The 24,751-nt window shown below is 30.9% G+C and carries 20 protein-coding genes and 2 pseudogenes; 5 read left to right on the top strand and 17 right to left on the bottom strand.

The annotated features are described in order from the left end of the window. Positions 1-327: 327 nt before the first annotated feature. The 7 genes and pseudogenes from CLPUN_RS21475 to CLPUN_RS21445 all read right to left on the bottom strand — a co-directional run bounded on the left by CLPUN_RS21475 (position 328) and on the right by CLPUN_RS21445 (position 9,687). Positions 328-1,263 (bottom strand): ROK family glucokinase, encoded by a 936-nt coding sequence (locus tag CLPUN_RS21475; RefSeq protein WP_077849268.1) that lies wholly within the window; start codon positions 1,261-1,263, stop codon positions 328-330. 73 nt (positions 1,264-1,336) lie between these two features. After that, positions 1,337-2,950: pseudogene (locus CLPUN_RS21470) on the bottom strand (glycoside hydrolase family 13 protein); the annotation flags it as partial. After that, positions 2,890-4,827: a methyl-accepting chemotaxis protein gene (locus tag CLPUN_RS28915; RefSeq protein ID WP_077849267.1), complete on the bottom strand. Its 1,938-nt coding sequence runs from the start codon at positions 4,825-4,827 to the stop codon at positions 2,890-2,892. The pseudogene CLPUN_RS21470 and the gene CLPUN_RS28915, both read right to left, overlap by 61 nt. A 98-nt stretch (positions 4,828-4,925) precedes the next feature. Further along, positions 4,926-6,590, bottom strand: coding sequence for a glycoside hydrolase family 66 protein (locus CLPUN_RS21460; RefSeq protein ID WP_077849266.1), 1,665 nt, complete (start codon positions 6,588-6,590; stop codon positions 4,926-4,928). Between the two features lie 14 nt (positions 6,591-6,604). Beyond that, complete coding sequence (locus tag CLPUN_RS21455) at positions 6,605-7,429, bottom strand: carbohydrate ABC transporter permease (RefSeq protein WP_077849265.1); 825 nt, start codon at positions 7,427-7,429, stop codon at positions 6,605-6,607. A 12-nt stretch (positions 7,430-7,441) separates the two neighbouring features. After that, positions 7,442-8,305, bottom strand: a complete 864-nt coding sequence (locus CLPUN_RS21450) for a carbohydrate ABC transporter permease (protein WP_077849264.1) — start codon at positions 8,303-8,305, stop codon at positions 7,442-7,444. Positions 8,306-8,373: 68 nt separating this feature from the next. Further along, on the bottom strand, positions 8,374-9,687 hold the full coding sequence (locus CLPUN_RS21445) for an ABC transporter substrate-binding protein (RefSeq protein WP_158078815.1): 1,314 nt from the start codon (positions 9,685-9,687) through the stop codon (positions 8,374-8,376). A 164-nt stretch (positions 9,688-9,851) separates the two neighbouring features. Here CLPUN_RS21445 and CLPUN_RS21440 point away from each other — a divergent pair, with 164 nt between their 5' ends. Then, positions 9,852-11,687 (top strand): sensor histidine kinase, encoded by a 1,836-nt coding sequence (locus tag CLPUN_RS21440; protein WP_077849262.1) that lies wholly within the window; start codon positions 9,852-9,854, stop codon positions 11,685-11,687. Further along, positions 11,680-13,290, top strand: a complete 1,611-nt coding sequence (locus CLPUN_RS21435; RefSeq protein ID WP_077849261.1) for a response regulator transcription factor — start codon at positions 11,680-11,682, stop codon at positions 13,288-13,290. The genes CLPUN_RS21440 and CLPUN_RS21435 overlap by 8 nt, the downstream gene beginning before the upstream one ends. A gap of 237 nt (positions 13,291-13,527) precedes the next feature. On the opposite strand, the gene CLPUN_RS29275 is transcribed toward CLPUN_RS21435, so the two are convergent. Continuing rightward, entirely contained in the window at positions 13,528-13,653 is a 126-nt protein-coding gene (locus CLPUN_RS29275; RefSeq protein ID WP_278281672.1) for a hypothetical protein, read from the bottom strand. A 331-nt stretch (positions 13,654-13,984) separates the two neighbouring features. On the opposite strand from CLPUN_RS29275, the gene CLPUN_RS29440 reads away from it, so the two are divergent. The 3 genes from CLPUN_RS29440 to CLPUN_RS21425 all read left to right on the top strand — a co-directional run bounded on the left by CLPUN_RS29440 (position 13,985) and on the right by CLPUN_RS21425 (position 15,075). Then, positions 13,985-14,443 (top strand): IS3 family transposase, encoded by a 459-nt coding sequence (locus CLPUN_RS29440; RefSeq protein WP_077849260.1) that lies wholly within the window; start codon positions 13,985-13,987, stop codon positions 14,441-14,443. A 33-nt stretch (positions 14,444-14,476) separates the two neighbouring features. Beyond that, the gene (locus tag CLPUN_RS27800) at positions 14,477-14,692 is read left to right on the top strand and encodes a hypothetical protein (protein ID WP_158078814.1); all 216 of its coding nucleotides are present in this window, start codon (positions 14,477-14,479) and stop codon (positions 14,690-14,692) included. A 149-nt stretch (positions 14,693-14,841) separates the two neighbouring features. Then, entirely contained in the window at positions 14,842-15,075 is a 234-nt protein-coding gene (locus CLPUN_RS21425; RefSeq protein ID WP_198944385.1) for a recombinase family protein, read from the top strand. 55 nt (positions 15,076-15,130) lie between these two features. On the opposite strand, the gene CLPUN_RS21420 is transcribed toward CLPUN_RS21425, so the two are convergent. From CLPUN_RS21420 to CLPUN_RS21380, 9 genes and pseudogenes are all read right to left on the bottom strand, one after another. Further along, a complete protein-coding gene (locus CLPUN_RS21420) occupies positions 15,131-16,045 on the bottom strand; it encodes a conjugal transfer protein (protein WP_077849259.1) in 915 nt (304 codons plus the stop codon). 17 nt (positions 16,046-16,062) lie between these two features. Then, positions 16,063-17,064, bottom strand: a complete 1,002-nt coding sequence (locus CLPUN_RS21415; RefSeq protein WP_077849258.1) for a bifunctional lytic transglycosylase/C40 family peptidase — start codon at positions 17,062-17,064, stop codon at positions 16,063-16,065. Further along, a complete protein-coding gene (locus CLPUN_RS21410; protein ID WP_077849257.1) occupies positions 17,061-19,391 on the bottom strand; it encodes a CD3337/EF1877 family mobilome membrane protein in 2,331 nt (776 codons plus the stop codon). The genes CLPUN_RS21415 and CLPUN_RS21410 overlap by 4 nt, the downstream gene beginning before the upstream one ends. Next, entirely contained in the window at positions 19,388-21,841 is a 2,454-nt protein-coding gene (tcpF, locus tag CLPUN_RS21405) for a conjugal transfer ATPase TcpF (protein ID WP_077849256.1), read from the bottom strand. The genes CLPUN_RS21410 and tcpF overlap by 4 nt, the downstream gene beginning before the upstream one ends. Then, on the bottom strand, positions 21,825-22,217 hold the full coding sequence (locus tag CLPUN_RS21400; RefSeq protein ID WP_077849255.1) for a conjugal transfer protein: 393 nt from the start codon (positions 22,215-22,217) through the stop codon (positions 21,825-21,827). The genes tcpF and CLPUN_RS21400 overlap by 17 nt, the downstream gene beginning before the upstream one ends. Positions 22,218-22,311: 94 nt before the next feature. Further along, entirely contained in the window at positions 22,312-22,812 is a 501-nt protein-coding gene (locus CLPUN_RS21395; RefSeq protein ID WP_077849254.1) for an antirestriction protein ArdA, read from the bottom strand. Positions 22,813-22,898: 86 nt separating this feature from the next. Then, the gene (locus CLPUN_RS21390) at positions 22,899-23,120 is read right to left on the bottom strand and encodes a hypothetical protein (RefSeq protein WP_041895417.1); all 222 of its coding nucleotides are present in this window, start codon (positions 23,118-23,120) and stop codon (positions 22,899-22,901) included. Positions 23,121-23,173: 53 nt separating this feature from the next. Beyond that, positions 23,174-23,650, bottom strand: a pseudogene (locus tag CLPUN_RS21385) (replication initiation factor domain-containing protein); the annotation flags it as partial. 102 nt (positions 23,651-23,752) lie between these two features. After that, positions 23,753-24,637 carry an HNH endonuclease gene (locus CLPUN_RS21380; RefSeq protein WP_077849253.1) on the bottom strand — a complete coding sequence of 295 codons (885 nt, stop codon included), beginning with the start codon at positions 24,635-24,637 and terminating at the stop codon, positions 23,753-23,755. Between the last annotated feature and the right edge of the window lie 114 nt (positions 24,638-24,751).

The following is a 24,751-nucleotide window of genomic DNA, read 5'->3' as shown; positions in this document are numbered from 1 at the left end:
TTGAGATTTGCTTCGGAAAATATTCGCCAAATCGGTGCAATTTGCAAACTGAATTCAGTTTGCTATTTATCTTAATACATTTATTTACACCAACTGCATAAGTCCTGTTATAAATTTTGAAATCAACTTTAAATAAACAGTTTTACCTAAACTTAAAATATTTGAGGATTTTGCATAATTCAAATTAATAACAGTAATATGCAACATATAGTTCTATAAATCAAAGCATATATACTATATATTGATAATAACTAATACATAACTTAATTATGAAATCTCCTCATTTAATTAAAGTGTAATTTAAACAAATGATTTTAACTTAACCAATTACTCTATTAATTTTGCTGCTCCATATATTCCAGCATCATTACCTAGCTTTGCTAATTCAAATTTAGTATTTCTTAACACATGAAATGCATTATCTTTAAAATGCTTTGTAATATTTTCAATTAACGCATTTCCATTTTGGGCTACCCCTCCACCAATTACAAATACTTCCGGATCAATAACACACGAAATATTTGCTAAAGCTATTCCTAAATTAGCATTATACTCATCTACTAATTTTAATGCTAATTTATCTCCTAAGTTTGCCGAATCAAAAATGTCTTTTGCTGATAAATGTTTAAACGCTCTTAGCATTGTCTCTATTTTTTCGTTTTTTAGAATTTTATTAGCTAAATTAACGATTCCTGTTGCAGATGTATACTGTTCTAAACATCCCTTATTTCCGCACCCACAGCATTCTGTCTCATCATTAGAAACCTTAATATGCCCAATTTCACCGCCAGCTCCGTGATATCCAGGTATTATTTTACCATCAATAACTATTCCCCCACCAACTCCTGTTCCTAACGTTACCATTACAATATCTTTATATCCTTTTCCTCCACCTTGCCACATCTCACCAAGTGCAGCAAGATTCGCATCATTTCCAGCTCTAACAGGTAATTTTATTAATTTATTAACCTCCTGTACTATATTAAAAACTTCCCAGCCAAGGTTCACACATTTAAGCACTGTTCCATCATCCTTAACTGGTCCTGGAACACCAATTCCTACCCCTAATACATTCTCCTTAGAAATATTCTTTTCATCAAGCTTATTTTCTAATGATTCTACAATATCCCCTATAATATATCCACCTTCATGGTCTTTTCTTGTTTTAATTTCCCATTTTTCTAACAACTGTCCTTGAGATTTAAACAAACCAAGTTTAACAGTTGTACCTCCAATATCTACACCTAATATATACTCTTTCATTTGTACTACTCCTTTCAAGACAATAGCCTTACTAAATTCATATTACTCATAAAAATAAGTGTAATAAATCTTATTAATTTAATATAAATTTATAAATTCTAGCTTCATATGGCCTAAGTTCTATATCATTTATTTGCGCATTTGCATCTACGTCATAATTAGAAATTAGAAGTTCCCTATGCTTAAATTCAATTTGTTCTTGAAGCACAAGCTTTGTTTTATTTACTGTAAAATTACATATAACTAATAGTTCTTCATTATTTAGAGTTCTTGTATATGCAAATATTTCTTTATTTTTTTCTAAAATTAATTTATATTCCCCATACACAACTACTGGATTTGATTTTCTGATTTTAATTAACTTTTTATAATAATTAAATATTGACTTTTCATCATTAATTTGAGATTTAGCATTTATTTCTTTATAATTAGGATTTACTTTTATCCATGGCTCTCCAATTGTAAAACCTGCATTTTCACTATCATCCCACTGTATTGGAGTACGTGCATTATCTCTACCTTTTGTATATATAGACTGCATGATATCTCCATGCTTATAGCTTCGTTCTATTCTTTCTTTATACATGTTAAGAGTTTCTATATCTTTATAATCATTTAAATTATCAAATCTTATATTGGTCATACCAAGCTCTTCTCCTTGATATATATAAGGAGTTCCTTTCATTCCATGTAGCAATGTAGCAAGCATCTTTGCACTTTCTATTCTGTATTCTTTATCATTTCCCCATCTTGAAACTATTCTTGGAACATCATGATTATTCCAAAATAAACTGTTCCAGCCTGTTCCTTCTAATTCTACCTGCCATCTTGATAAAGCTTTCTTTAAATCTAATAAATCCAATGGCTTTAAATCCCATTTTTCTTTACCAGGTTCCTGATCTAATAAAATGTGTTCGAATTGAAATACCATGCTAAGTTCACTGCCATCTGGATTGGAATACTCTTTTGCTATTTCTGGATTAGAACACCAAGCTTCTCCAACAGTTAATAAATTCTTATCTCCAAATGTCTTGTTATTCATTTCTTTAATGTATTCATGAAGTTCTGGACCATTTTCTTTTATCTTTTCATCTGGAATCTTACCTATAAGTTCAATTACATCCATTCTGAATCCACCAATGCCTTTATCAATCCAAAAGTTCATCATATCATAAACTTTATTACGCATTTCTTCATTATCCCAATTTAAATCTGGCTGTTTTTTACTAAACAAATGTAAGTAATATTGTCCTGAAACTTCATCAAATTGCCATGCACTACCACTAAATGTTGATTTTAAGTCATTAGGCTCTTTTCCATTTACCGGATCCCTCCAAACATAATAATCTCTATAAGGATTATCCTTGGATTTTCTGGCTTCAATAAACCAATTATGTTCATCAGAAGTATGATTAACAACTAAATCCATAAGAACTTTTATGTTTCTCTTTTTTCCTTCTTTAATAAGTTCCTCCATATCCTCCATTGTTCCAAACTCATCCATTATGTCTTCGTAATCACTTATATCATATCCATTATCATCATTAGGTGATTTATATACTGGAGATAACCAAATTACATCTATCCCTAACTCTTTTAAATAATCTAGCTTTTCTATAATTCCTCTTAAATCTCCAATTCCATCTCCATTAGAATCCTTAAAGCTCCTTGGATATACTTGATAAACTTCATGCTATTAGTTGCCTCTAATGTTTGAAGCTTTTCAGTATTTATTTCATTAATTAGTTTTTCTATATCTTGTATTTCATTGGTTATTTTTTCTGTTGCATTAATTATAGTTATGAATGAATTATTCGTAAATTTAACAGATTCAGTTTGCTCATTAAATACTATTCTAGAATTATCAACTAAATCTTTTGTATGACTTGCTTTTTTATATATATTTTTAATTACATTATTTATACTTTCTGCTGATTCTTTTGATTCATCTGCCAATTTTTTTACTTCTTCAGCCACTACCGCAAATCCTTTCCCATTTTCTCCTGCACGTGCTGCTTCAATACTTGCATTTAAAGATAAAAGATTAGTTTGTTCACTTATCCCTTTTATTAATCCAATTACTTGCTCTATTTCCTTTATACTATTAGTAAGTACATCAATATTAGTAATTATTTCTGCCATGACTTCGTTGGTATTTTTCGTTTTCTTATCTAATTGTTTTACAATATCTAATGAACTATCTCCAATATTCTTTGTCTCATTGGCCATTGTAGTTGCATTAGTAATATTGATTATCATCTTATTAATACTTCCAGATAAATTTCCCATTACTTCAATTGTCTTTTCTAGCTCATTTGATTGATTTACAGTTCCTTCAGTAATATCTTTCATAGACTTACATATTTCTTCTGAAGTTTGAGATGTTTGCTTTGATATTTCTTTTAACTCTTCTGCTTGATTGGCAACAATAATAGAAACATTTCTAGTCTGTTCTATTAGATCACTTATTGAACTAATCATAGAATTAAAGCTCTTACTAAGTATTGCAATTTCATCTTCACCTATAATATCTGTAAAAACTGATAAATCTCCATTTTCTACTTCTTTCATTTTCATTACCAATTTATTAATTGGACTTGATATTTTTTTAGCAAAAAATAGTCCAAATGTACTTGAAATTACAATACAAATAATTGTAATAATAAATGTAAATTTTTTTGATTTTTCTACTTCTTTTAATATGTACTGTTGTGGAATTTTATTTAACAATCTCCAATGATTACTACAAGTATTTAATGTAACTAAACAATTATTATAATTAAATGTTTTTGATTCTATATCTTTTATATTATCATTTATTCCATTCTCTACTTTTGTGCCTATAAGTTTCTTATTATTTGAAAAAAGAATATTATTCTCTGTATCCAGTAATGATAATTCCATATTCCCATCATTAGCTACATTGAAAATTGTATCTAATTCTTCTACAGAAATTGATGTTAATAATATTGAACTATCATTTATTATTCTTGCATAATACAATTTATCATATGAATCAGTATTTATTGTTAACCACTTTGATTCACATCCACTATTCTTTAAACTTTCTAAAATATCTTGATATATCTCTTTAATACCATTTTTACTATTATTTTTTTGAGATATTTTCCCCAAATAACTACCATCACTGCAAATTAGAGCAAAATCCTTAAAATTTTTTATACAACCTAAAGAATTTAGGTATTCAGTTATTTCTGCTTGTTTTAAATATTTATTATATCCTACAGATTGAGGTTCATATTTTAATATGTCATTCTTTGAAAAAACCATTGATGTTATATCTTGTATTTCATTTAAATAACTATTTAAACTTAAATTTGTTTGTATGCTTGCTTTTTCAAAAAGTTCTGAAACTTTATTTATAACAATATTTTTACAATTAATATAAGTTAGGGAGCCTATTAATATAATTGAAATTAGTGATATTAAAATATAACTAGCCATTAGCTTTGATTTTAACGATTTAAACAAAATTTTATATTTTTTATTTGAAATTATATTGGCATTTTGTTTAATTTTAGTTTTTCTCAATCTTATTCTCATATTAGTTTCCTCTGCTAATAATATTTAAATAAGTATTTAAGAGTTCTTAATCCTAAATACTTATTTATATATTCATAATAGAATTTAAATATTTTCACTTATAATTCAATATAAATTAATGACCATATAACTAAGTCTGGTACATCAAATTGAACGAATTTGCCTTTATCTGTATTTACATATCTAAAGTCTATTGAATAGCTTTTACTATCTTTTTGATCAGGACTTGCATAATAAATACCTTTTATATTTTTATCTACAAATACTGTAAACTGCATTCCTTTTTGAATAACAGGTTTATCTTTTCCCTTATTCCATAAATCATCCTTACATCCGCATAGGTTTATCATACTGATACTTTTATAAAAATCATTTTCACGCAGAGTCAGCCATATTTTATTTGCTTCTCCATAACTACTCCAATTATCAAAGTTACATTGATATTCGTAATTATCCCATCCCATATGAGTCATAGATACATCTCTCATAGTTGTATCGTGAAAAAGATTCATATAGCGTATCATAAAATCATAATATTTTCTTAAAATCTCACTTTGAAGAGAATCTAATTTTGAATAATCACTATAATATCCTTGCGTTAGTACTGCATTTTCTTCACCTAATAAAAGATGATATCCTCCATTAGATACAATAGCTGCTGTTAAAATATATGCTGCATACCCCGCTTTATCCAATTCTTCCAAACGAAACGGTGCAAGATATGCTGCGAGTATTACTGGTTTTTTATTGTTACTTGCTTTTCTTGCATCTTGGATAATTTGTTTAATGTGAAAATATCTTTCATAAGGGTTCCAAACTTCAACATAAATTGCAGCCTGTTTTGACTGTCCTACAGGTTCCACAGGCCAGTTACCAACATTATTAAAAATTAAATAAGTATCTTCATCAATTTCATCCAAACTTTCTTTCGTATCATTAATGAGTGTTGCAAACTCCTCCCCAAGTTTAATTAGTTTACTCTGGCCTTCATATTTTGAAAATGCCGTTTTAGGAAATCCATAAGTATCCATATGAATACCGGAAAATCCTACTTTTTCAACAGCTTCTTTATATTGCTTAATAATATGTTCATGCCATGGACATTCTTTAGCTATATTCATGATGTAAAAAGTATCAATAAATTTGAAAACTTCATCATTCCCTGTATAGAAAGCCCAATCCTCATGTTTATTATAAAAATCTTTTGATGCCGCATATACTGCACCATATGCCATTGGTTTCATACCATATTTCTTCAGGAACGTTATTTTTTTTCTTATTATTTCTAAATCAATTTCCTTGTCCATCATGTCTGTATAAGAATTTTTCGGTGCTACAAGTTCATCATGTCGATATGACCAATCATAAAATTGAACCATATTAATATGCAATTTCCTTAGATTGTCAACATCCTCCATATCTCCATCCTTTTCAGAAAAATCACTAAGGAATCCATATCTAATAGACTTTCCAGGATCAGATACTACATCAAATGCTGTATAGGCAGTTAAACTTTCTTCTTCTGTTCCAAAAATACTTATTTGAGCACCATAACCAGCAAATATTGAATCAAATCTCCCAATTTCTATTTTGTTTTTTCCAGGTTTCAATTTAACTCTTTCTTCTTTTACCATATTACTTAGATAATAAATTTGTATAGAAGCTTCATATAAATTATTAACATCTTGTGAAATATCTGCAATTAAATAAACCTTTTCATTACTAATATATTGTGCTTTTTCTGGATATAAATCAACGTTCATCTTTAGTCTCCTCTCTAACCTTTTAAGGCTCCATCAGTTAATCCTTGCATTAAATTCTTTTGAAAAATTAAGAATGTAATTACAACTGGTACAATAGCAATTACAGCTGTAGCTGCCATCAGATTCCATTTAGCTCCAGCAAATTGCTGAAAATATACAGATAAAGCTTGTGGAACATTATGTTTTGCACTATCCTGAAGGAAAAATACAGCTTGTGAATAATTGTTCCATATTCCAAATCCATTTAAAATTACTACTGCAGAAATACATGGTTTTAATAATGGAAGAATAATTGTCCAAAACACTTTAAATTGAGTGCAGCCATCAATTACCGCTGCTTCTTCTATTTCCTTTGGCAATGATTTTATAAAACCTGTAAATACAAATACTGCTTGCGGAATCGCCAGTGTAGTGCATATACAAACCATTCCCCATAGAGTATTAACTGCATTTAAATCAATCATTAATGTATACAATGGAACTGTATTAATAATTCCAGGAACCATCATACAGCAAAGTAAAATACCATAGATTCCTTTATTAAATTTAAAATCAAAACGTGATATTGCATATCCAGCCATAGCACCTAATATAACAATCATACATACTGATCCAATAGTAATAATGCCTGAATTAATCATCGCACGTCCTATATTTGATTTTATCCATCCTTCCACAAAATTGGCAAAATAAAAATCAGGTATAAACATATTTCCATCATAAAAATTACGTTTAGGTGTGTTCAGAGCCAGAATTAATAAGATTATGAATGGCATTAAACACAATATGCTGATAAATATAATTGATAAATATCGCATAAACGATAATATTTTTTTCATAAACTTCTCCTCCTACTCTTTCGTTTTAGTCATTTTCATTGAAATTATTACTGGTACAAGAATTATAAAGAACATAATAATGGCAACTGCAGTAGAATATCCAGTTTTGCTTCCATAACACATTCTCATAATATAGATACTTAGTGTTTCAGTTTGATATCCCGGACCTCCTCCTGTTAATGACATTACTACATCAAAAACAGATAAAGATCCTATAATATTTGTGACTACATTAATTCTAATTGATGGTCCTAGAAGTGGTAATGTAATATCACGAAACTGTCTTAATTTTGAAGCTCCATCAATTTCTGCAGCTTCATACAATTCATCTGGAATACTTTGCAATCCGGCTAAATATATTACCATTGTCATTCCTGCATATTGCCATACGTTTACTAAAACTAAGACTAACATTGCTATCCAATAATCTCCAAGCCAATTACCAAACCAGCTTGCATGTCCAATTTTATCAAAAACATGATAAACAAAGCCTCGTCCAGGTTGCAATAACAAATACCATATATATCCCATAATTAATGGACTTATAATTGCTGGCAAGTAAATACATGTTCTAGCTAATGTTTTTCCCTTAAAATCACTTTTCATAAGTAACGCATATATTAATCCTACAATATTTAATAATGGTGCACTTCCTAGTGCAAACAAAAGTGTAGTTTTTATATCAGCTAATGCTCGATCATCTGATAATAAATTAACAAAGTTTTGCAATCCTATAAATTTAGCTTTTCCAACTCCATCCCAATTTGTGAGACTCATTCCTACACCCTTAAATAATGGGTATATGAAAAAAACAATAAAAAGCATAAATGCAGGAATTGCCATAAAAGCATGTAATCCTATTTTCTTTTGGTTCATTTTATCACCCTCCAAGCAATAAAGTGTACATGCTTATACTATGCATAACACCTTTTGCTATGATTTTATTATTTTGTATTTTTCATGCCATCATCCCAATATTGTTCATAAGTTTTGGCGAAAGTTTCAGGAGTATACTTATTAGCCAGTAACTCTTGAACTAAACGTCCAGCATCATCACCTGAGAATCCTGCAGGTTTTTCATTAGTAAATCCAATATTAACTGCATTACCTATGGCATTATTTACTTGTGTTACTATACTATCAGGTGCCCATTCTGCGTTAACATCTTTAAAAGCACTTGGTGATTTTGCTACTTCACTATATTTTTTTTGATTTTCAGCATTAAATAAAAAGTTTAAGAATTGAATTGCCTCTTCTTTATGTTTTGTTGTAGCTGAAATAGAATATCCTGAATCTTCTGCACTTAAAACTACTGGTTTAGAATCTGGCATATATCCTGGATAAGGTGCAAATCCTATCTTATCTTTCATTTCTGGATTTGCTTCCAAAAGACTTGACAATACCCACATACCATTACTAAACATAGCAGCTTTTCCATTAACAAAATCCTGCACACAATTGTCATTCGTTGCTGTTAAAACATCTGCATTAATCAAGCCCTTTTTTTGTAATTCCACTAATTTTTCAGCAAATACTGCCATTGAACCGTTTGCATCACCAAATCTTAATTTAGCTTTATCATTATTTATCATGGCTTTCTTTGCTTCAACAGTTCCTAAGGTTGATTTTATATATCCATGTGGAATAAACTCAATTAGATGTCCTAAATGCCATGCTTCATTTCCAAAAATAAACCAAGGTATAACATCTGGTTTTTCTGTTTTTATTTTCTCCAAATCTTTAACAAAGTCATTCCAATCAGCTGGTACTTCTATTCCCAATTCTTTGAAAATATCTTTGTTGTAAAAAAATCCAGCCATTGTCATATTTGTACAAATACGATACTGTTTTCCTGTTTTAACATCAGTACATGCTTCCTTCATTTTAGTTGACATCCTGTCCCACCATGCTGATTCCTGACCAAGATCAAGATACTTTCCTTCATCTGCAAACCCTTGTTCATAAGTAGTCATAATATCTGGCACATCATCAGATGCAAATTTAGTTTTTATAATATTACTTGCATCCTTTTGATATTCCTGTTTCACAATAATTTTATCTTGAGATTTATTAAAATCATCAATGATTTCATTCATGACATCAATGGTTTCAATTTTTCCTGTAAATAATTTTATTGTTACTTTTTCATCAGATGATTTTCCTTTTGAAGAATCTATACCGGTAGATGAACATCCCGCTAAGGTTCCAATAGTTAATACAGTTGCTAATGTTAATGATAATAAACGTTTTCTTTTCATTTTTAGTCCCCTCCCTTTCATAAATTAAGCATACCATCTTTAATTTTTGCTTAAAATACCTATAACTTTAGATTATGGTTCCATTTTTTTGAGTATTAGATATTACCCTTGCTCCTAAATTTTGATTCCATTATAATGTCAATATGTAAGGTAGGTGAAATAAAATGATGAAGAAATTATGTTTTCTGCCAAATTTGAATTTTAAAACAAAGTTATTATTAATGATTTGCTTTTTTAATATTAGCCTTGTACTTTTAATATCCTCACTTAACTATAAATGGTATTCTAATCAAATAACTCGGCAAACTATTAATGAGACTCAACAGATTATTGATCAAATCGGCGTAAATATAGATAATTACATTGACGAATTGTTTCGTCTAACATTATCGCCTTATTATAATGATGAAATTATGGAAGAATTAAAAAGTCCCTCTGTTTCTGTTCATAGCACATTGAATAAGAAAAGGAAAATTGAAAATTTCTTGTCCTCTGTAATGACACTCCCTAGAAATGAAATTCTCAGAGTCTATGTTTTAACAGATTCCGACATCTATTCTTATATCAGAACTCCTTATGAAATGAATGATTATTATACATATCAGGAATCTAACTGGTATAAAGAAGCCTTACAGAGTACAAAACCTGTATATATTCCAATTCATTCAGAAAAGGTATTTGGTAATAAAGAAACTCAAATTTTTTCTATTGCTCGTAAAATCAGAAGTAAAGAAGATAATTCTATAACTTTGGGTGTTATTAAAGTTGATGCAGATTATACAGGAATCAAATCTATTTGCGATAAAGTTCATTTTGAAAATAAAGGTTCTCTATTTGTTATAAATGGTAATCATGATATAGTTTATCAAAACAATGCTTTAATTAACCAAGATTTTTTAAATATGATTCCAGCAGATTTAACTAAAGGTGATTTTATTTTAAATTTTGCAGGCAATAAATATATTATTAATGTTACAACCTTAGAAACTTCTGGGCTTAAAGTTATTGCTATTAATTCCTATGAAGAATTAATGAAAACAACAAGATCAAATCTTAGCAGAACTATAATGCTTGTTTTAATTTGTATTATTATTTCCGTTATTATTTTCATCTTATTCATTCAAGAATTTTTTCATCCGTTATTTAATATTATTAAATCTATGAAGCTTGTGCAAAACGGAGATCTTTCAATACAAGTACCGGTAAAGAATAAAGATGAGATTGGATATTTGGCTATTTCATTTAATAAAATGCTAATTAATATAAACGATATCATGAATAAAAACAGTAAATTAATTAAGGAAGTTTATGAATCACAATATTTAAATAAAGAGTCTCAATATAATGCATTGTATAGCCAAATAAAACCCCACTTTTTATATAACACCTTAAATACTATTAGTCTTCTGATAAAATGTGAGGAAACAAATAAAGCAGTTCAAAGCATTGAAAATCTTTCCTGCTTTATGCGTGGAATTATGAATACAAGTAAAGAAATTTCATTAGAAGTAGAAATCAAAATCATTGATTCTTACTTAGAACTTCAACAAATGCGATATGGAGAAAAGCTCACCTATAGCATAGAGATAGAGCTTGAATTTTTATCCATTAAAATTCCTACTTTATCCTTACAGCCTATTGTAGAAAATGCAGTAAAACATGGTTGTGAATTGAAAAGAGGTAATACTCATATTCATATTTACTCTATTTCAAACGACGAAAGCATATCAATTTTAGTAACAGATAATGGTAAAGGTATTGATCCTGCTGTTTTATCTATATTAAACAAGCGCTTGGAAGATCCATGCCAGACTGCAATTCCTTTTTCTGAGACCAATCAGCTAGAAGGAAATATTGGATTGATTAATGTACATCGTCGCCTCAGATTAAAATATGGCAATAAAGCTGGTTTAAAAATTACTTCTGTAAAAGAAAAGGGAACAACAGTTATTTTACACATTCCAATAATTACTTCAAAAGAGGAGGATCCTTATGTATAATATTTTAATTGTAGATGATGAACAATTAATGAGAAAATATCTGGCAAATAATATTTCTACCATTTGTCCATATTTTCAGGTTACAGGTATTGCCTGTGATGGCATAGAAGCAATAGAATTGTTAAAAAAGCAGCATTATGATTTAGTTATTACAGATATCCGTATGCCTGAAATTGATGGGTTAAGTTTGTCTAAATACATTTATGAAAATTGTGCTAACACTAAAGTAATTATTATTTCTGGTTACAATGAATTTGAATATGCTAGAACAGCCATCAAATATCAAGTATCTGATTATTTATTAAAACCCTTGAATGATAGCAATTTACTAGATGTATTAATGGCAATTAAGGAACAATTGGATTCTAAAACAAATTTTCATAGCAGCATTCCATCTATTTCTCACACTCAGCTTTCTGATAGTGAATTATTACCAAGACTCTTTTTATCTATTTTAGATGGTGATAACAATCTAACATATGAATTATTTGGTGAATGCGAAAAAAGAAATATTTCTTTAATGAATTCCTATGGCAGTATTCTTCTTCTAACAATTGATGAACTATATTTAATGTCAATAAAAAATATCACTTATGATGTTACAACTCATCACTTAAAATTAAATCAAATTTGCCAAAATTATTGCAGCACCAATGAACTATGTTCATTATATGATGATCTTGGTTCTACACTTGTTCTGGTTCAAGATACAGACAAACAAAAAATATATGATAAAATTAATAAAATATATAACGAAATTACTCAAATTGCTGAGTCAAATGATTTTCCAAAAGTTATTGCTGCCTGTGGAGTTGTAGTAAACGATATGTTAGACTTACCAGCATCTGATATAAGTGCATATGATACTTTAGCATTGGCCTTAATAACACAGGATTTCCCGTTGAATTCTAATTATACGATTATACAAAAATCTTTTATAAAAGAACTAAATACACTTAGCGATAATATATATAAAGATTGTTTAACACAATCAATTAGCAAATTATATATTGATATAAAATTATATTGTTTATTTTTTAAAAACGAAATGACCTTTACTTCATTATTCCGTTATGGATCCTATTTAATTAAATATATCAGCACACGTTCCAATATAAAATCCAATTACAAAAAAGCAGCCTTTTATGAATTAACTTCAAAGTACAATCAATCAACTGCATCTGATATACTAAATGAAGAATATGTTTATAACATTATAATTAATTCAATTAAAGCACTTATTGCTTTTAATAAAGAACCTATATTTTCTGAAACCACTCAAATTGTAGAAACTGCAAAAGAATATATTCTATCACACTACAATGAACCTATTAGTCTTTCCATCGTTGCGGATTATGTTGGTGTAAACAACTGTTACCTAAGTGATTTATTTCATAAAAAGTTAGGAGAACCTTATTCAAAATATATTATTCGTATTCGAATGGAACAGGCTGCTAATATTTTACATAATAATCCCAGTATAAAAATTTATCAACTAGCAGAAAAAACTGGTTTTGTTAGTACTAAGCATTTCATATCTGTGTTTAAAAAATTTTATGGCATGACACCTACTAACTATCTTCAAAAATCAAAATATAATTAATTCCTTAAAAACTTGTTAACTTCAGTGTATATACGTAAACGGCATATCATGAGTCCCTCGTATTTGGTTTTTATTTTTGAGATAATAAATCCAAGTTTTAAAAAACTGCAGGCTTGGATTTATTTCAATATAATAGACATAAATTCATTATATCCTTAATTTGCATATCAACAGACAGTATAAATTCGAGTTAAAATTTGACGCTACAAGAATTATATCTTGACATTTTACCTAAATTTAAAATTTATTTAAACTGTCTGATAGCATCACCACTGAATTGCCAAGAATATCAACCCTTTCTTCCAATACTTCTGCATTAGCCGATTCCTTTTCCACTATAATTCTCATGTTATTTGTAGCCATAATGTTTTTATCTTTTTCTCTATTTGCCCCTTACCCACTTTGATAGACACGAGGAACTCGTGTTATATTAGAAGTGAAGGAAGGATGATGGTTAGTATGAAAAAGCAATATAGTGTGGAATTTAAAATAGAAGCATAGAGAAGACAGGCGAACCATTAAGTAAGGTAGCAAGAGAGTTAGTGGTAAGACCAACAACAATACATGGTTGAGTACAAAAATATAAAGAATCACCTGAAGCTCCTTTTCCAGGTAGCTGGCATCTTAAACCGGAAAATGAGAGAATGAAAAAATTAGAAAAGGAAATCAGAGATCTTAAAGAAGAAAATGAAATATTAAAAAAATCGGCAGCCTACTTCGCCAAGAACCAAAAATAAAAAGGCTTGAGTTTATCAAGGCTAATTGTAATAAATACCGAATAGCGAAGCTGTGCAGTGTTCTTGAAGTATCTAGGAGCAGTTACTATGCATGGGATAAAAGGCCTGAGAGTAATCGATCTAAGGCAAATAAAATATTACTTAAAAAAATCAAAGATATTCACAATGAAGGTGGAAAAGTGTATGGTTATATAAAAATTGGGAAGAAATTAAATGATGGCAAAAATAAGCCAATAAATCATAAGCGTATAGAACGCATAGTTAATGAAAACGGCATAAACTCAAAGTTTTCAAAAAAGTTCAAGGCTACTACTAATTCCAATCATAAGCTTCCACTAGCTGAAAATATTCTTAATAGAGATTTTTCTGTTGAAAAAACTAATGAAAAAATGGTTAGTGATATTACATATGTTTAGACTGATGAAGGATGGCTTTATGTAGCAGCAATAATGGATTTATGTGGCCAAAAAATTATTGGTTTATCAATGAACGAAAGAATGACAAAGGAATTAGTTATTAATGCATTAGATGACGCGTATAATCGTGCTGGAAGACTGAACTGCTCCCAATATATAAGTTTTATACATTATAAGGATGTGATTAATATTTATGTAAAATACCACTATAAGATATTATATATGAATTATGAAAAACATATATCCTAAAAGGTATACCTTTTAGGATATATGTTTTTTTATTCAATTTACGTTTATTAATATATAAAAATTTATTTATAAACGTTTAATAAATAATATATACTTTTTCAAACTGATTTTGTATAATAATCTTAAACTAATTTGGAGGTAAAGCACAAATGAGAATTTATGGATATTGTAGAGTTAGCACTAAAGATCAAAATTTAGATAGACAATTAATAGAACTCGAAAAGTATGTTGATAATAGATTTATTTTTACAGAAAAACAAAGTGGTAAAGATTTTGGCAGACCTCAATACCAACTACTTAGAAAAGTTGCACAATCTGGAGATATTATATATATTAAATCATTAGATCGTTTAGGAAGGAATAAGCAGCAAATTAAGCAATAGCTGGAACACTTTAAAAATGAAGGGGTTAGACTTAAAATATTAGACATTCCAACAACTATGATAGATATACAACAATCTTCCAGTTGCTTTCCTTTTCTAAAATCAAATCAAACTGTGAAATTTGAGTTGCTTTTGTCTGTTGATCAAGGTATTTGACTGATACAGATACTTGAATTTCATTATCTTTCTTTGTATATATAGGATTAATTAATTCTGCAAACACATAATCTTTACCAATTGATTTTAATGCACTATCCTTTACATAGTATGACAACTCCTTTTCAGTTGCAGTTGGGTAGAGCTTAAAGAATGTCTTTAGAAATTCGTTGATTTCTCCTGTAGTAGCAGCGTCCACAGTTCCATTACTTTCTTTTGCCTTTGGCTGATAACTTGATTTTACAGGTATGCTGCAAATTGTTGGATTCTTTATTATTACCATATTTCCAGAATCATCTACATATACTACAACTTCATAGGCAGAGTTTACATTTTTCTTATTTTCTCCCTCAGTGATAAACTGATCTACTCTAAAGATTACTTGAAATTGTTTTTCTTCTTCCTGTTTTACAGCCCAAATTTCTACATCTTGAACAGTAGAGCTAGTAGGTATATCTCTACGTATAGTATCAGCATTTAATGTTTGCAATTCCTCTGTAAGGTACTTCTTAATTACTTCATTTCTGCTTTCAATAGAAGCCTGTGACTGCTCCCATGTATAATAATCCTTTGCAAAGTTCTTCACAAAATTTTCTATCTTATGTGTATCTACGATTTCTTTATCAATAACTTTTGTTTCATGGATTGTGTTAATGTTTATTGCAGTAAAATTTTTATAGACCGCAAAGCAAAAGCTAACTATAAGAAGCATCCATAAGGCAATTACTGTTTTTTTATGGGTATTTACTTTATATACTCTAAGTTTTTTAGCTTTAGGCTGTTTTACTTTTTTTTCTCTTTTTATTAAATTCATATACTTAATCCCTCTTTCTATTTTTGAATTCTTCCTGCACCGACTAAATGTTCCTGCCAGTAAGAACTTGTTAAATCTGCATATCCAATAGGGTTTCCAGCATGAAACATTCGATTATTTCCTTGATATATTCCGACATGAGTAATATAAGTTCCAGCATCATATGTGGAATGAAAAAACACCAAATCTCCAGCTTTCGCTTCTGACAATGGAATATGTTGTGTAGCGTCATATTGCTCCTGTGCTGTCCTAGGCAAATTGATACCAGCTTTTCCATAACACCACTGAACAAGTCCACTACAATCAAAGGAGGTAGTCGGAGTATATCCGCCATATACATACTTCCACCCTTCATATTTCAGAGCTTCATTCATAATATCCTGTACTGTTGCATCGTCAAATTTTTCTGATGTCAAATACTCTGACACGAGCAAAACATAAAACATATTCCCATAGCTATACTTCCATCCTCCATTTTCCTTAACAGCTATAGGATTGTCATAATTTACTTTGCTACCTCCAGACTTCTCATTTGCGAAGCTCTCTGCAAGCTCAAAAGTGTATTTTTTCTCTCGACTTGCCACATAATCAATGAAACCACCCCCATAATTATAAGACTGAACAACCGTATTAATATCACAATCTTTATTTTTAGCGGCTTTCAGCAGAGAAGCAAAATACTTGCACCCCTGCTTTATAGATTCTTCTGCACTTAAGGTGTTGGCAGGTAATCCTTCTGATTCACTTGACTGCATAACATCTTGAAGCGTACCACCTGATTCTACCTGCATAATAGCAAGTAAGTAATTGACGTATTCTGAAATTCCATATTCTTTAGCGTATTTCTCAACCATAGGCTTATATGCTAACACTTCCGCTGATACATTAATCCCTCCATATTCGATATTTGAGTTTCCGCCGTTTTTTTCATCTGAGAAAAGGATAGCAACAATCAAAAGCATTGAAAACATCAGTACAAAAATACTAGATATCACGATAATGATATGTTTCGCTTTCATTTCTTCTGACCTCTCTTCTTAATGGCTGTTGCAGCATTAGTGATTTTTACTTTTTTCTGACTGCCTATTCCACGCTTAATGGTAATTCTGCGTTCTTTAATAAATTGTTTTTTAGGTTCTTTTTCCCTTGAAGCAGGATAAACAGCTTTTTGCGGCTGCTTATCTACATTAAGAGCCCTCTTATTCTGACTTTCAGATACAAATTTACGTTCTGCTTTAATCGGAGATTTATCTGGTTTTATAATCTTACGTTCTTTTTTTGATGGTGAACTGTCTACATTACCACTCTTTGGTTGTTCTATAGGTTCTCTAACAATTCTTTCATTTGGTCTGTTAGTAGATTTTCTATCATTGGTACTAGCTCTTGTATTTCTTCGTATAGTCGCAGTTCTGTCACTTTTATCATGGTAAACCTTTCTTCCCTGCGTTTCAGCCGTAGCAGGTCTTTCATGGGGTGAATTCGCCATTTTGTTAGGCTCTGTAGAATTTTGACTTTTACCTTTTCGTGCCTCTTCCATTTTTGAGCGACGTTCGGCAATTGTAGCTCTACGCTTATCATCTTTATCTTTTCTTCCTTGCTGTCTTGCTTTTCTTGTATCTGTCACGCTGGATTTAAAATCAGAAATTCCGTTTTTAATTTTTGATTTTCCATGATACAAAGCATATTTCGCGTTAACTGGTAAATCCTTTGCCTGCTCTTTGAGTTGTCCTGCAGTATCTTGTATACGGTCTTTAGTATCCATTACCTTACCTGTTGCTTCTCCTGCTTTTCTTCCAAATGATGTCTTATTAAAATTTTCTTCTTGTTTTCCATCTGGTCTTGTGTGATCCGCCTGTGCAGTTCTTGAAACAGAAGCCCCAGCAGTATTACTTGATTTTTTACCTACATTAGATTTCTTTCCATTAGCTGAAATCGAACGTCCAAGCTTGTGCTGCAAGCGATGCATATGAGCAAGCATAAGCATACGTGGTCTTCTTAAAATCTGTCTTCCCATGCTTTGAGATTCACCGCTTTGAAGTGAGAACATACCCATTAAATCACCAAGCTTAAAATAGATACCTGCAAAAGTCACTATCTGCAAAAAGGCTATTAAAAAGAAAGGATAACCAGTAGATATATTGTAAAACATGGTAGATATGCTAAAAGCAGTTGTAACAATAAGTGTAATACCAGCTCTTGACATAATCGTATTAAACAACTTCATAATGGCACGTTTTGTCATACCTTCAAAAGTTGGTATCATGCTTAAAAGAAAGCTTATAGGTAAAAACATTGCATAAATAATAAAAAGCACCTGTGAAAAAATCATAATACCAGCAAGCATAAACACAAATGCGGAAATTCCAATATTGAAAATAAAAAGAAAAAATACCATCCCCAATCGGTTAATAGTTTTTGTAATGGTGAGATTCGTATTTTCTTTATCTTCTATTTCCGACTTTACTATTTCCTCTCTATCTTTGCCGTTATTAGTGTCAGGACTTGTAGAAAGCAGTTTCTCCACTCTATTTTCACCAATGGCTTTTATATCAGAGTTATCATATTGTAGTAGTAACCACGGCTGCTTTACCTGTATAGCAAACAAACTATCACGAATAAGGTCTACACTGTCTTTACCTTGACTTTTAGAGTCTGGCATAACAATTTTCGTACCAATTGATAAGCTAGCATTACTAATGTCAGCAGAAAAACCATTAATCTTTTCGATATAATCTGGAGCATAGGCAATAAATGCCGCTGACAGTACAAACACCACAATGAAATTCACAACTGCATGGATCACTCTTGTAGTTTCCCTTTTGATAATTCCTGTATAGGCAGCATAAATTCCAAGTATCAAAATGAAAATTAATAAAAATCCTCCATAAAAGCCATTTGTAGAAAAACCACTTGTACTAATACCAGCTATAGTTTGCATATTCTTTCCAATAGATTCTGCTGTTGCTGTTATGAAATCGAGAGAATATGCTTCCTGCACAAGATAACCTGTAGCATTAGATAAAAAAAGACTAATAATCCATATAAAATTTGTAATGGCATAAAGACCATACATAACCTGTTTTCCAATGCCATCAATCCAATTCCAAGGAAGCCAATCCCAGCTATTATCTACATAAAAATCAAGCTGATAATTATCAAATGGATATTTACTGTGTTCATTACCAGCTTTGACCGTATCATCAACAAGTCCTGCCGCGTGTGCTACAGTTCCTATCATTGCCAATATAAAAATAGCAATCACTAATACCATAAGTACCGTAATTGCCATTTTCATTGCATAGTGATAATTAAATTTTCCTTTCTGTTTTAATTTTGATTGTTTCATTGCTCCACCTCTCTTCTTACAGGTGGGCGTGTATCAAATGCGTGCAACAATTCTTTAAAAATCGGATGGAATTGTATTACACCAACACGACCATATAAATCACTTACAAGGCACTGTCCATTTTCCAAATCACGAAGACGTTTCTGGTTGTTTTCGTCCTCCTTATCTACACCAAAAAATTCTAAAGTTTTCTTTATCTCATTAATATCTGTAGAACGGAAAGCAAATTTTAACCCTAGATTATTTTTAAGTTTTTCATCAAGCAAATCGTCAGTATTCTGTGTTACAAAATATACTCCTGCATTCATAGCTCTACCAGCACGCACAAGCTTCATAGAAAGTGTTTTTCCCTGTGCTACCTGTAAGAAACTCCAAGCTTCGTCAAGGTCTACAATTTTAAAAATGCTGCGGTCAGAATGAATAAAGTCAAGGGCAAAGGTACTAATAACAATTAGCATCGCTACTGAAAGCAACTCCATTGTAGTATATTCCTCAAAGGAAGTTTCCTTATCTGGAAGTACTAAATCTGCAACCTGTATGATATTCAGCTGTTTTTCTAAGCTTATAGATTGAAAAATAGAACCATCTGAAAAGAGTAGATGTGCAAAGTCATAATCCGTGAATGATTCTATATGATCTGCAATACTATTACTTATAGTAGTATTTTCAGCCCTTAATTCATCTATAACCAATAAAAGCCCTCGTTTTTCACTCTTTGTAACAGCTCTAATAGCTTTTCTTAGTATTGGAAATTTTTCTCCATCACGTGAAGAAATACCTGTAAGGAATGTCAATATATCAATTGCCAGACTCTCAGAATCCTTTGGTCTTTTCATAATTACATAAGGATCAAGCAGTCCTTTATTACTTTCTTCACTTGTAAGATTTACAATATTAATTTCATCGACAATTTCAGACAAAGTTTCTTTCCACCTGCCACGTTCAGCTTTTGGGTCTACAATAACAGCCTGAGCACCAAATAATACAGAGTAGTACACAATCATATTATTAGAGAATGATTTTCCTCCACCTAAAGAACCAACAAAAGCAGCAGCCAAGGCATTAGTCACAGAACCTTTAACCCCTTGACTTGCAAGAGCAGGTTTTAAATATACATTTCTTCCTGTATCAAGGTTATAACCTATATAAATCCCTTCTGTTTCTCCTAGCATTTGAGTTGCCCCAAAACCTAAACCAGCAAGAAAATCAGATGTAACATACTGTATATAATCATTCATATATCGCTTGCTCGCAGGAATAAATTCATTATGCAAACCCAACATATCTCCAAAAGGTCTCACAAGCTTAACATTCAAATCATCGTAAAAGTCCTTAACCTCATTACAACGGCGCTTCAATTCGTCCAAATCAGGCGCAGATACTCTCACCACATAACTAAGTTTATACATTGATTCCTTACTTTGATCTAAATTTGTTTCCAGCTCATTTACACTATCCAAAGCTTCCATAACATTTGAGCTTGTTTCGTTGTCGCTTTCAAATGCGTGATTATCAAGGTCTTTTAACTCCTTTTTCTTATTACGTATTGTAGATAATGCTTTCTTATTTGCTACTATTTCCACATTCATACTGGTGTCAATAGGAAAGGTGAATTGCTGCTGCTGATAATAAAAAATCTCGGAAGATGGAAAGTCTAATTCTCCCACAATAGAATTTATTGTAAAATAAGCAGTGTAAGTTGTTGATTCCTCATGCTCGATTCTTAAGTAACGCTGGTTTTCTTCAATCAAACAACGGGTAGGTTTCAATAAATCATAGCGTTTTACCAAGGTTTCATGTTTAAACTTCTTACTAGGCAAATAATACTCATAATCCTCATAGGCCGTTCCTGTCTGACCGTATAAATGCTCAATGAGATAACCAAAATCATTTTTATCTAAGCGTCTAACTTTAAAGCGGCGAGAAATTTTATTCTCTAATAGTTTTTCCATTTTTGTAAAACGTCCAATTTCATTATTACTCATTGAAACGAAATCATCCATAAACTTATGGTTTACATCCTTCAAGAAATCATAAAGTGCATTTGCTGCTTCCTGCTTAATATTTTTTATTGTTACTTCCTGATCATTTAACAGAAGCTTAAAACCAATGAAAAAACGATAATCAATTTGATTGTCTCCAATCATAGAAATTAAAGCTTCTGTCTGCTCTTCAATTTTCTCATATGCAACCTCTTTAAGTCTGCCGGTTACTTCCTTTTTAGATCGTTCCTGGGTTGCTCTTATACTAGATTCTGTACTAATCTGTAAAGCATGAATTTTACCATCACGGTTTTGTGCGATCAACTGACGAAAGCTATCATGTACAATAAATTTTTGTTCTGCTGATAGAAAAGAATAGTTGTACGGAATCAGCTCATAGTAAGCAAAACATTCTCCATCATGATTCCACACCAGGTTATTTTCAATATATTTAATCGGATATGCCATAAACTTCACTCCTCACTACTGTTATTGCTTCATTCATTTTCTGATTATGAAGCTTCACAGGCTTTCCTGCATAAGTTATTTTAGGTCTGATAAAATATGCAATAGCAGATTTTAAAAATCCATAGGGTTTCTTTCCATCAAATGTCTTCTGACACATAAACCAAGTAATAGCCATAGGAATTCCAAAGTACTTTAAAAAAGCTCCATTTATCATAGAAAGTGGCGGTATATTTCCTAGCAGCATAACAGCAAACAGTGATAACACAAACCATGTCATTTGTGTAAAAGTAATTGGAAATGGTAGCTTGAAATCATTGATAGAATACAGTACTTTTTCTACTGACCAAATACTCGTATAACTTCTTATTTTTTTCATGAAATGCTCCTTTCTTTTTTCACATAGAGAAGGGACAGCTCCTAAATAAGAACTGCCCCATAAAATTTATTATTGATTACTTACTATTTAATTGCTATCCTATATATTCAAAAACACCATGTGCTGTAACAAGAAAATTTCCTTCTATCTCTAAATCTCTTCCATAGGATTCGTAATCAATGTAGTTTTGTAGACTAGCTGGTATTTCTCCCAAAACTCCTGTTTCTTCAATATAATATCGAGCTACATCTGCCATATCATCACAATCTGGAAAATGTATAATATCATCAACATGCTCTGCCATTTCCTCAAAGCTACTGAAAAAGGTTCTTTGAATCTCTCTCATTTCTGCTTCGATAGGTGTTCCCTCCAATTCTTCTGCTAAAGAACATAAACGATTAATTTCTTCAATCGGAGTATATTCATCAATATCAAAAGGAAGCTCATAATCATGTATTGCATACTCTTCATATTCACCATTTAAACCAATTTTCTCCTTCATATCCTCTATATCAATTGGTGGAGTGAACCAAGCTCCAACTAGCTCACCCTCATTGTATTTGCCTAAATTGGCAATGTAAACTTGCATCTCCATATAATAAAAAACACACCCTTTCTAAAATTAGGTATAAAAAAACAGCAAATCTAACTAGATTCACTGGTTTAATAAAAAATTATTTGTTATGCTCCTATAATTTTATTGAACAATTGTAATAAAATATCTTTAACACCTGCTGCATTAAATACAAGACCAACAGCAATTAAAGCAATAACTAAAAATCCAATAAGCTTTGAAAACTCACGTTTGAATCCTAAGTATACTCCAATCACAACAATTGCCATAAGTACAAGAGATTGTGCATTGGTTAAAAACCAGTTGTATAAATTTTGACCGAAATTCATAAAATTTCTCCCTCCATTATTTAAATTATTTGATAGGTAGCTTTTTACTCAGGTTAAGTTATCACCTCCTCAGCTGTGGCTGCCTGCTGCTTCAAGATTTTTTCATGTCTTTCTTTAAGCTCAGCATTAGTGATAATTTCATTTATAATCTGCGTATTGTTAATTTCATCAAGTTTCATAGCCATTTTTAAGGTAGGCGCAACTTGGCGAGAAATCCAATTCAAAGTTCTTCTAAATGAGTAAGGCTCTGGCTTAGTAGTAAGCTTCATAGATTCTCGATTTTCACCTATAAACCAAGCCCAATCATCATTTAATTTCCAATCGCTTCTGGGTTTTCCCTCCTCCTTGTCCACAAACCGTATATAACGATTGATAATTTTAAAAGCGGTACTCTCTGGGTTGTCATAAAACATCAAGTCACGGATAGCATAATAAGCTCTCTCATTCTTAAGTCGTATTTCAAAACGATTTTTTACCTCTGCTTCTTCTATAGGAATGTCATTTTTCTTGTACTGCTCATAGTCCTTTTCGTCGGGTAAGCGGACAGCGCCTTTCTATATTTCTATAGTAGGTTTCCAACCACTCCCCACAAAACCGTACGTACACCTCTCGATGTATACGGCTTCCACTTATTAATCTAGTCTTCCATAATGTAAGTCCACATGGCATTTGTGGCATAATATCATGGTTTTTCTTTTTCTAGCTATCATGGATTTTTCCCACTTAGCTTTTCCTTTTAAATCTTTTAATTTCCGTATATGGTGTACTTCAACTTCACTATTTTCTTTACCACACCAATCACACTTATCAGCCAGTAACCTTTGGGTTAATTCTGTTTGTGAGCGATAAACTAGCGTATTAGCTATATTGTCAACGTTAGCACTTGTATCTGGTCTTTTCTCACGCACGATACGTTCGTTATATACGGTTCTTACTTTTGTACCTTTTTTTGTTTCATACTTAACTTGAAACAAATTATTTACTTGATACTTTCGTAAAATTTTACGAACTGATGATTGATATTTAGAAGCATAGGTTTTATACATGCTGTACTTCATAAAATAAGCAAAGTGTTGTAAAACAGTTGCATTGTTTGCCAATTTATAATAGTTGTGTAAACCTCTAATTTCCGAGTTGTAAGTGCTTAAAATTTCCAAATCATTCAAGTTCATCAGATAAGGTCTGGGAGTAGGTTTCCAAGTTCCATTTTTATCAATTCTAAAAGCTCCTAAATCTTTCAATTTATTTACCCATGCACTTTGTGGAATGTAGAGTTTCACTTTACTTCCATGTACACGCTTTTTAACACCCATGCAATCTGTACTAATATTTTGATTTCTTGAAATGGTAATTTCATATCCAAGAAATTTTGCAAATTTAGAATGATGGGTGATAAGTGTTTTTTCCTCTGAAAGTTGGATTTTTAGCTTTTCATTAAGGAATTGTTCAATATCTTTCTTGATAGTTAGTGCGTCAGCCTTTGAACCAATAACGCTAATAATAAGGTAAGTAGCCAAAAGGAATCTCACCTTTAGGCTCTCTCAGAACCGGACTTGAACCTCTCAGCTCATCCGGCTCCCATTATCTAGTCGTTGGTAAAATTCCCATTTGCCAGTGTGCAAATAATTTTG

The sequence above is a fragment of the Clostridium puniceum genome (genome assembly GCF_002006345.1).
Lineage (GTDB): Bacteria > Bacillota > Clostridia > Clostridiales > Clostridiaceae > Clostridium > Clostridium puniceum.
The sequence above is the reverse complement of the archived record's forward strand: the minus strand, read 5'-3'. Positions and strand labels throughout refer to the sequence as shown.